Raw genomic sequence first — 8,774 nt, 5'->3', positions numbered from 1 at the left:
AACCGCACCTACGCGCGGGCCGCACGGCTCGCGGCGGGCGCCGAGGTTCCGGCGCGCGCGATCCGGCTGGACGAACTGGCGTCCGAGCTGGCCGCCGCCGACCTGATCGTCTCCTGCACGGGGGCCGCCGGGCTGGTCCTCACCGCGGACCAGCTCACCCCGGGCCGCCGGTTCCTGCTCGACCTGGCGCTGCCGCACGACATCGACCGGAACGTCCTGGAAGTCCCCGGGGTGGGGCTGGCCGGGCTGGAGGACCTGCGCACCGCGCAGGAGGCGCGGAACGCGGTCGGTCCCGAGGCCGTCGAGGCCGCGCGGGCGATCGTCGCCCAGGAGGTCGAGGACTTCCTGTCGGCGGCGCGTGCCGCGGCCGTCGCGCCGACGGTGGTGGCGCTGCGCGCCAAGGCCGCCGAAGTCGTCGAGCTGGAGCTGGCGCGGCTGCGCGCGAAGCTGCCGGAGCTCGACCCCAAGACAGAACACGAGCTCGCGATGACCGTGCGGCGCGTGGCGGACAAACTGCTGCACGCCCCGACCGTCCGGGTGAAGGAGCTGGCGGCCGCCCCCGGTGGCGACGCCTACGCCGACGCCCTGCGCGAGCTCTTCGACCTCGACCCCACGGCTCCCGAGGCCGTGACCCGCGCCGATCTGCGCGGAACAGGAACCGGTGAAAAATGACGCGTTTGTCGCTCGGTACCCGTAAGAGCCTGATGGCGATGACCCAGTCCGGACTGGTCGCCCAGGCATTGACCCGGGCCACCGGGCATGACGTTGATCTTGTCGGGGTAACGACCGAGGGTGATGTATCCAAGGCGCTGCTCGCTCAGATGGGCGGTACGGGGGTCTTCGTCAACGGGCTGCGGGAGAAGATCCTCGACGGTGAGGTGGACTTCGCCGTGCACTCGCTGAAGGACCTGCCGACCGCGCCCGCCGAAGGGATCACCCTCGTGGCGATCCCGCCGCGCGACGACCCGCGCGACGCCCTGTGCGGCCCCGGCAAACTCGCCGAACTGCCGCCGGGCGCGAAGGTCGGCACCGGCTCGCCGCGCCGCGGCGCCCAGCTCCGCGCCCTCCGCCCCGACCTCGACGTCATCGCGATCCGCGGCAACGCCGACACCCGGCTCGGCAAGGTCACCAGCGGGGAGCTCGACGCGATCGTCCTCGCCAACGCAGGACTGCACCGGATCGGCAGAACCGAGGCGATCGGCCAGGTGTTCTCCCCCGAGGAGATGCTGCCCGCGCCGGGCCAGGGCGCGCTCGCCCTGGAGTGCCGCAGCGACCGCACCGTCCTGCTGGAGATCCTGGGCGTGCTCGACGACCCGGCCACCCGCGCCGCGGTCACCGCCGAACGCACCGTGCTGGCGGTGCTGGAGGCCGGCTGCTCCGCCCCGGTCGGCGCCTACGCCCACCTCGAGGACGACGACGTCCTCGCTCTGACCGCCGCCGTGGTCTCCCACGACGGCACCCGCCAGCTCAGGCTCTCGGCGAGCGGTCACCCCGACCGCGCCGCCGAGCTGGCGCGCGAACTCGCGCAGCGGCTCTTCGACCAGGGCGCCGCACAGCTCATGGAGGTTCCGTGACCGTCACATTCGTTGGACTCGGACCGGGTGATCCCGGTCTGCTCACGTTGCGGGCCGCGGAGTGCCTGGGCAAGGCCGACACCGTCGTGGTGAACCTTGCCGGCTGCCCCGCCGAGGTCCTGGCGCACGTCAAGCCGGGCGCGGAGATCATCGACGCGGACGAGCGCGACGCGGTCAAGCTCGTGGCCGGCGCGGCCGCCGGTGAAGGCCGGAACGTCGTCCGGCTGGTCGCGGGGGATTCGGGGCTCGGCGGGCGGGCCGCCCGTGAGGCCGAGGCCTGCGCCGACGCCGGCATCCAGTTCGAGATCGTGCCGGGCGTGTCGGCCGTCACGGCGGTGCCGCAGTACGCGGGCATCCCGCTGCGCGACGAGAACACCCGCGAGGTCCGGGTGATCGACGCCGCGGGCGGCGGGGTCGACTGGGAGTCCTACGCCGGCGGCGACGCCACCCTGGTGATCCTGGGCGCGGAGGGCTCGGTCAGCGAGGTCGCCAAGGGCCTGATGTCGGCCGGGCGCTCCGACACCACCCCCGCCGCGTGCACGTCGCTCGGCACCACCACCGAGCAGGAGACCGTGGTCTCGACCCTGGGCCGGCTGTACGCCGACACCAAGGGCATGGACGCCCCGTCGCTGATCGTGGTCGGCGACGTCGTCAACTGGCGCAAGAAGCTGTCGTGGTTCGAGACCAAGCCGCTGTTCGGCTGGCGGGTGCTGGTGCCGCGCACCAAGGAGCAGGCGGGCGACCTGTCGGAGCAGCTCCGCTCCTACGGCGCGGTCCCCGAGGAGGTCCCGACGATCTCCGTGGAGCCGCCGCGGACCCCCCAGCAGATGGACCGCGCCATCAAGGGCCTGGTCACCGGCCGGTACGAGTGGGTCGTGTTCACCTCGATCAACGCGGTGAAGGCCGTCCGGGAGAAGTTCGACGAGTACGGCCTGGACGCCCGCGCCTACGCCGGGCTGAAGGTCGCGGCCGTCGGCGAGTCCACGGCCGCCGCGCTGGTCGAGTTCGGCGTCATGCCCGATCTGGTGCCCGCCGACAACCAGTCCAGCGAAGGGCTGCTGGAGGTCTGGCCGGCCTACGACGAGGACCTCGACCCGATCAACCGGGTGCTGCTGCCGCGCGCCGACATCGCCACCGACCGGCTGATCTCCGGGCTGACCGAGCTCGGCTGGGAGTGCGACGACGTCACCGCCTACCGGACCGTCCGGGCCGCTCCGCCACCCCAGCCGATCCGCGAGGCGATCAAGGGCGGCGGGTTCGACGCGGTGCTGTTCACCTCGTCGTCGACCGTCAAGAACCTGATCGGGATCGCCGGTAAGCCCCACAATGTGACGGTTATCGCAGTCATCGGCCCGCAGACGGCGAAAACCGCCGAGGAGTATGGGCTGAGGGTCGACGTGATGGCCGACAAACCCTCCGTACCGGCCCTCGCAGCGGCCGTCGCGGAGTACGGTGCGAAGCGGAGGGCGGCTCAGGCCGAGGCCGGCGAGGCGTTGCGCAAGCCCAGCCAGATGCGGCGCGGGGCGAGGAAGAAGAGGTTCAGCTAGAGATGACTTTTCCGGTGGATCGTCCGCGGCGGCTGCGCCGCTCGGGTGCGCTGCGCCGTCTCGTCGCCGAGACCACGCTGAGCCCGTCCGACTTCGTCCTTCCGATGTTCGTGAAGGAAGGGATCGAGGAGGCCGCGCCGATCGGCTCGATGCCGGGCGTGTTCCAGCACACCCGCGAGAGCCTCCGCAAAGCCGCCCACGAGGCGGTCGAGGCGGGCGTCGGCGGGATCATCCTGTTCGGGATCCCGGCCGTCAAGGACGAGCGGGGCTCGGGCGCCGACGACCCGGCCGGGATCGTCCAGAAGGCCCTGCGGGACCTGACGTCCGACCTGGGCGACTCCACCGTGCTGATGACCGATCTGTGCCTGGACGAGTTCACCTCGCACGGCCACTGCGGGCTGCTCACGCCGTCGGGCGACGTCGACAACGACTCCACGCTGGAGCGGTACGCGTCGATCGCGGTCGCGCAGGCCGCGGCGGGCTCCCAGGTGATCTCGCCGAGCGGGATGATGGACGGCCAGGTCCACGCGATCCGCACCGCGCTGGACGGCGCCGGCTACCAGAACACCCCGATCATGGCCTACTCGGCGAAGTACGCCTCGGCGTTCTACGGCCCGTTCCGCGACGCCGCCGAGTGCGCGCCGCAGTTCGGCGACCGCGCCGCCTACCAGCAGGATCCTGCCAACGCCCGTGAGTCGATCCGCGAGATCCTCCTGGACGTCCAGGAGGGCGCGGACATCGTCATGGTGAAGCCGGCGGGCGCCTACCTCGACGTCATCCGGCAGGTCCGCGACACGGTCGACCTGCCGCTCGCCGCCTACCAGGTGTCCGGCGAGTACGCGATGATCGAGGCGGCCGCGGCGAACGGCTGGATCGACCGCGATCGGGCGATCCGCGAGTCACTGGTGTCGATCAAGCGGGCGGGCGCCGACGTCATCCTGACCTACTGGGCGACCGAGGCGGCGCGCACCCTCGGGTGATCTTCGTATAGTCAATTAGGACCGTTTCCGGGGGGCGCCGCGCAGGTTTCCCCCGCTTTCGCCATCATCGGGGGAAGGGCGGTTCTCTCTCCGGGGGGCGATTCATGTTGGCGGTCTCACGCTACGCACGAACCAGGAACAAGTCGGTGTCGCAGGCGCGCGACTACGCCGCCCTGGGCTGGGCGGTCGTCCCCGGGGTGACCGCCCCGGTGGCGGGCGACCGGGCCTGTAGCTGCGACCGGATCGGCTGTCCCGACCCGGGCGCGCACCCGGTGTCGACGGGCTGGGCCCGCCTGGCCACCACGGACCCCGATCTGATCGCCACCTGGTGGAACCGCAACCCCGACGCCAACATCATCCTGCCCACGGGCCGCACCTTCGACGTGATCGACGTCCCCGCACCCCACGGCGCGGCCCGCCTCGCCCAGATGCTCCGCGAGAACACCCCCGTAGGCCCCGTCGCCGCGATCGGCGACGACCGCTACCTGTTCTACGTGGCGACCCGCGGTATGCCGGAGGACGAGGACGAATGGTGGTCCTGCCACCTCGACTGCTCCCCGGAATCCATCGTCGACAACCCGGGAATGCGCTGGCACTGCCGCGACAGCTACGTCATCGCCGCCCCTTCCCTCCTCCCCGGCGGCCGCGAGGTCACCTGGGTCCGCCCCCCCGACGGCACCCCCCTCCCCGACCCCCTCCGCGTCCTGGAAATCCTCGCGGACTAACGCGGATCAGCCGCTTATCGTGGCGTGCACCCATTTGCCGCCACGGTCGTCGGGCGTCACCCCGTAAGACGTGGCCAGGGCGGCGACGAGATACAGCCCCCAGCCGCCGCCGTTGTCGAAGGTCTCCGCAGTGGCGTCGAGAGTTTCGAGCGTGAGGTCGGTTGCCCCCTGGCGACGGGTGCGGCAGGGCTGGAGTCCCAAACAGCCAGAAAGACGCCACGAGTATCGCGCCCCAGCCACTGACGAGGCGTGTGGAGCTCGCGCGCGTGTGGCTTACGGTGGCCGTCCGCGACTCCAAGAACCCCGGGCTTAGCCACCTCGCGCTGACCCGCCGGCAGTTCGCCGGGCTCGCCACCGGTATCAAGATCGACGTCTGAAACGACGGGTGTTTGCTCTCGCCCCGACAACAGCCCAGGCACCCTCGACCTTGCCGGATCCCTGGTTGGTCGGCGGGGGCCTTGATGTGAAGAAGTTGTTATGGGTTGCCTGGTGGCCATGGGTGGTCGATAGTCAGGATCTTGTTGACTCGTTTGTGTCGATCATGGTTGGTTCGGCTCGGAATGAACATTGAGCCGAAAGGGAGTCATGCGCATTTCCAGGTGTGGTCGGATTTTTGGCGCAGGGGCTTTGGCGGCGGCTCTGGTGGGGGCTCCACACGGGGCTCGGGCGGCGGAACCTGCTCCGACTGACGAATTCGCGGCGTTGGCTGATGCGATTCTGACGGAGCGGAATGAAGCCCTCGTGGAGGGCGGAGCGCCGACGGCACGCGCACTCCGGAGTAGGGGAGTCCCCGTGCGGAGCGCCGTGGCGGCCAGGAAGAGGCCGGGTACCGGGCGCTGAAAGCTCGAAAAGTGAAGCTGAAGAAGGCCAAGGAGGCTTACACCAGCGCCGACACCCAGGTGAAGGTGGACAAGAGTTCGGTGTCCGGAGAAACCGCGACGGTCCAGGTCACCGAGACGACGATGCTCACCTACAAGAAGGTCCGTGGAGGGGAGCCGCCGGCGACCGGCTTCCAGGCACGACATGAGCTCGTCTTCACCAAGGGCGCCTCGGGCGGCTGGGAGCTGGCGAAGATCACCTCGTTGGACGTTGGGGGGACGGCTGCCGTGAACCAGCCGGGGCCAGTGGCGGACACCACCCCAGCGGACAAGGTCGGGAAAGGCATGAAGACCGCGGGGACCACCGAGCCGCCCGGGGGTGGAAAGGGCAAGAGCCGTGCGAACGATCGGCGGGCCTACAGCTACTCGGCCATGGCCACCTACGCCGAGCGATACTGGAGTAACTACAACACTGCCTACCGGCGGTTCAATGACACCGGGGGTGACTGCACCAACTTCATCAGCCAGGCTCTGAAAGCCGGTGGATGGGCGCACGACCTCGGGCTGTACACGGATTATCACAACTGGTGGTACAACTCGGCGAACCAGACGAGGTCCTGGATCAACGTGGGCTACTGGGCGTCGTTCGCCCGCGCCAGCGGTCGGACCTCCTATCTGGGGAACGTGTACGACCTGGGCATAGGTGACATTCTGCAGATGGACTTCACCAACAACGGGTCCAAGGACCACTCGATGATGGCGACTTACAAGAACAATGGGGTGCCCTATCTCACGTACCACTCCAACAACACGTACAGGCGATCGGTGGCCAGCATCGTCTCGTCCAACCCGGGTGCGGTCTACTACGCGTTTCGTACCTGACCTGCCGCGTTTCTGTCTGGCCGCGGCGCTGCTCCTGACGCTGGGTGGGCTCGTCGGGTGTGGTGGAGACGACACGTCATCCCCCGACGAGAAGGCGCTCGACCGTTTCCTCGGCGACTACGTCGAGGATCTGAACGCCAGGGACGAACCGGCGCTCGCCGAACTGCTCAAACACCATCCAGACGGTGCGGCCGACGCCAAGGCCCGGATCGCGGCCTACGGAGGCCAGGGCTGGCAGGTCACCTGGAGCTACAGGTCGGAGTTCGCCGACACCTACCAGGTGACGGGCACGGGCACCCAGGCCTCGGGCAAGAACCTCGACCTGGCCGAGACCGCAGGCTGGGAGAATGGCCACTGGCATCTGGCTCCGCTCCCCGGGGTCGTGCCCAGGCCGTCGGATGCCGCCACGTCCACCAAACCCTGATCGCAGGCCGTCACCCTCGCCCGAGCCGGACGAGGGTGACGGCTCGGCTGCGTAGCCTTGCTGTCACTGGATAGCTGAACGTAGCAAGACGTATCGGTGCTCAGGGTTCGGCCGAACAAGGGCAGCGAGATCCGTGGTCAGGTTTTTGGGGGTTTGATGGTGAGTTTGCCGCCCCAGCCGCCGTAGACGACGGTGAAGGTGATTTTGGGTTTGCCGGGGGCTAGGACGGTGACCTTGAGTTGTTTGGGGAGCCAGGCGGAGGCCATCTGGAGTTCGTAGGTGACCTTCGGCTTTTTGTAGGTGGGGACGATCGCGGCGATGGAGGCGGGGGCCACCGGGAGGGTGCCGGTGTAGCGGGTGCCGGTGCGCTCGAAGGTCTCAGAACCCGTCAGGAGGGCCGTCAGGGAGTCCAGGGAGGCTCCGTAGCGGGTCTGGGAGGCCAGGGCCGCGTAGCCCTTCGCCTTGGGGCCCAGGGGGAGTTTCTGCCACTTGGCACCGGTCTGGACGTAGACGCTGCCGCCGACGATCAGCGCCGGTTTGCGGGTGTAGGGGCGCGGGCCGGTCAGGTTGACCTTGAGGTCGGAGTCCGTGAGGACCATGCCGCCCGTCGCCGTCGTCACGTTCTTGCCGGAGGTCAGCCGGAAGTTGACCGTCGCGGTGCGCTTGGCGGTGGCCGCGGTCGTGATCTTGTCGGCGAGGCCGGGGCCGTCGATGACGAACTTCGGCGGCGGCGTCGAAGTGGGGCCCGCGCTCACTGCCGCGGAGGTCGCGGCAACGGAGGGGGAGGACGCGGCGGACGCGTCGTCGCCGTCCCTGAGCCCGTAGAACGCGACCGCGGCGACCGCGACGGCCACCGCGGCGCCCGCGCCGACCAGCGGCGGCCTGCTCGACGTCTCGGACACGACCGGGGTCGAGGTGACCGTCCTGGCGTTCGGCCGGGACGTGCCCGGGCTCGACGGCGCGGTCGCCGCCCGCTGGGCCAGCTCCCTGACCCGGGCGCGGGACCGCTTCTCCCAGTCGGCGCCGAACACCGGCGAGACGGCCTCGTCCAGCTCGGTGAGGAAGTCCGCGGCCGTCGCCGGACGCTTGGCGGGCTCCTTGGCCAGGCCCCGCAGCACCAGCGAGCGCAGCGGCCCGGGGATGTCGGAGACGGGGATCGGGTTGCCGGCGTGAGCCTTGGCCAGCGCGTTCACCGAGCCCGTGAAGACGGGACGTCCGGTCAGGCACTCGACGAATACGGCCGTCGCGGCGTAGATGTCGGCCTGGGGGCTCTGCGGGGAGCCCTGCCAGCGTTCGGGCGCCTGGTACTTGGGGTCGCCCGCGGGCGCGCCCTTGCCGCCGGGCACGCCCAGGCAGAAGTCCGCGATCTTCGCCCGGCCGTCGGGCGCGATCAGCACCCGGTCGGGCGTGATGTCGCCGTGGATGACGCCCTTGGCGTGCGCCGAGGTCAGGCCCAGCAGGACGTCCGAGAGGACCACCACGGCCGACTCGGCGTCCAGCGGGTCGCCCAGCAGCCGCCGCAGCGGCACCCCGTCGAAGTACTCGGCGACGATCGCCGCGTCCGCCCCGTTGTCGATCAGCTCGTAGAGCTGGACGAGGTTGTCGTCCTCGAGCTGGCTCAGCCAGGTGATCTTCTGCTGGAACGCGTCGTCACGGTTCACGGCAGCCGACAGGTAACGGATCGTGACCTGGGTCCTGGTCATCTCGTCCATGGCGAGTACCTGCCGCCCCGACCCGTCGGCTCCCAGTTCTCGCACGAGTGCGAAACCCGGTACCGCCCACCCCTCCGCCACGTCTGCCCTTCCATGCCGCCTTATTGCTTCC

At 70.0% G+C, this 8,774-nt stretch carries 10 protein-coding genes; 8 read left to right on the top strand and 2 right to left on the bottom strand.

What is annotated here, in order from left to right; translation table 11 throughout:
* The 5 genes from ACYVE7_RS06390 to ACYVE7_RS06370 all read left to right on the top strand — a co-directional run.
* The coding region (locus ACYVE7_RS06390) for a glutamyl-tRNA reductase (protein WP_460363611.1) at positions 1–672 on the top strand (672 nt) is incomplete at its 5' end.
* Positions 669–1,574 (top strand): hydroxymethylbilane synthase, encoded by a 906-nt coding sequence (gene hemC, locus ACYVE7_RS06385; protein ID WP_460363610.1) that lies wholly within the window; start codon positions 669–671, stop codon positions 1,572–1,574. The genes ACYVE7_RS06390 and hemC, both read left to right, overlap by 4 nt.
* The gene (locus ACYVE7_RS06380; protein WP_460363609.1) at positions 1,571–3,121 is read left to right on the top strand and encodes a bifunctional uroporphyrinogen-III C-methyltransferase/uroporphyrinogen-III synthase; all 1,551 of its coding nucleotides are present in this window, start codon (positions 1,571–1,573) and stop codon (positions 3,119–3,121) included. Before hemC ends, ACYVE7_RS06380 begins: the two co-directional genes overlap by 4 nt.
* Before the next feature lie 2 nt (positions 3,122–3,123).
* On the top strand, positions 3,124–4,101 hold the full coding sequence (gene hemB, locus ACYVE7_RS06375) for a porphobilinogen synthase (RefSeq protein ID WP_460363608.1): 978 nt from the start codon (positions 3,124–3,126) through the stop codon (positions 4,099–4,101).
* Positions 4,102–4,205: 104 nt separating this feature from the next.
* Complete coding sequence (locus ACYVE7_RS06370; protein WP_460363607.1) at positions 4,206–4,826, top strand: bifunctional DNA primase/polymerase; 621 nt, start codon at positions 4,206–4,208, stop codon at positions 4,824–4,826.
* Between the two features lie 6 nt (positions 4,827–4,832).
* Here ACYVE7_RS06370 and ACYVE7_RS06365 read toward each other — a convergent pair whose 3' ends face one another.
* Entirely contained in the window at positions 4,833–5,027 is a 195-nt protein-coding gene (locus ACYVE7_RS06365) for a hypothetical protein (RefSeq protein WP_460363606.1), read from the bottom strand.
* A gap of 50 nt (positions 5,028–5,077) precedes the next feature.
* Here ACYVE7_RS06365 and ACYVE7_RS06360 point away from each other — a divergent pair, with 50 nt between their 5' ends.
* The 3 genes from ACYVE7_RS06360 (at position 5,078) to ACYVE7_RS06350 (ending at position 6,950) form a co-directional block, all read left to right on the top strand.
* The gene (locus ACYVE7_RS06360) at positions 5,078–5,203 is read left to right on the top strand and encodes a DUF397 domain-containing protein (protein WP_460363605.1); all 126 of its coding nucleotides are present in this window, start codon (positions 5,078–5,080) and stop codon (positions 5,201–5,203) included.
* 474 nt (positions 5,204–5,677) lie between these two features.
* Complete coding sequence (locus tag ACYVE7_RS06355) at positions 5,678–6,526, top strand: amidase domain-containing protein (RefSeq protein WP_460363604.1); 849 nt, start codon at positions 5,678–5,680, stop codon at positions 6,524–6,526.
* Positions 6,498–6,950: a hypothetical protein gene (locus tag ACYVE7_RS06350; RefSeq protein ID WP_460363603.1), complete on the top strand. Its 453-nt coding sequence runs from the start codon at positions 6,498–6,500 to the stop codon at positions 6,948–6,950. Before ACYVE7_RS06355 ends, ACYVE7_RS06350 begins: the two co-directional genes overlap by 29 nt.
* Positions 6,951–7,087: 137 nt before the next feature.
* On the opposite strand, the gene ACYVE7_RS06345 is transcribed toward ACYVE7_RS06350, so the two are convergent.
* Positions 7,088–8,707 carry a serine/threonine protein kinase gene (locus ACYVE7_RS06345; RefSeq protein ID WP_460363602.1) on the bottom strand — a complete coding sequence of 540 codons (1,620 nt, stop codon included), beginning with the start codon at positions 8,705–8,707 and terminating at the stop codon, positions 7,088–7,090.
* Positions 8,708–8,774: the final 67 nt, after the last annotated feature.

The sequence above is a fragment of the Actinocorallia lasiicapitis genome, assembly GCF_054778695.1.
This window is presented reverse-complemented; position numbering and strand designations above follow the sequence as displayed.

Coding starts and splice junctions, on each gene's coding strand:
- hemC (WP_460363610.1), top strand. CDS start 669: ATGACGCGTTTGTCGCTCGGTACCCGTAAGAGCCTGATGGCGATGACC.
- hemB (WP_460363608.1), top strand. CDS start 3,124: ATGACTTTTCCGGTGGATCGTCCGCGGCGGCTGCGCCGCTCGGGTGCG.
- ACYVE7_RS06370 (WP_460363607.1), top strand. CDS start 4,206: ATGTTGGCGGTCTCACGCTACGCACGAACCAGGAACAAGTCGGTGTCG.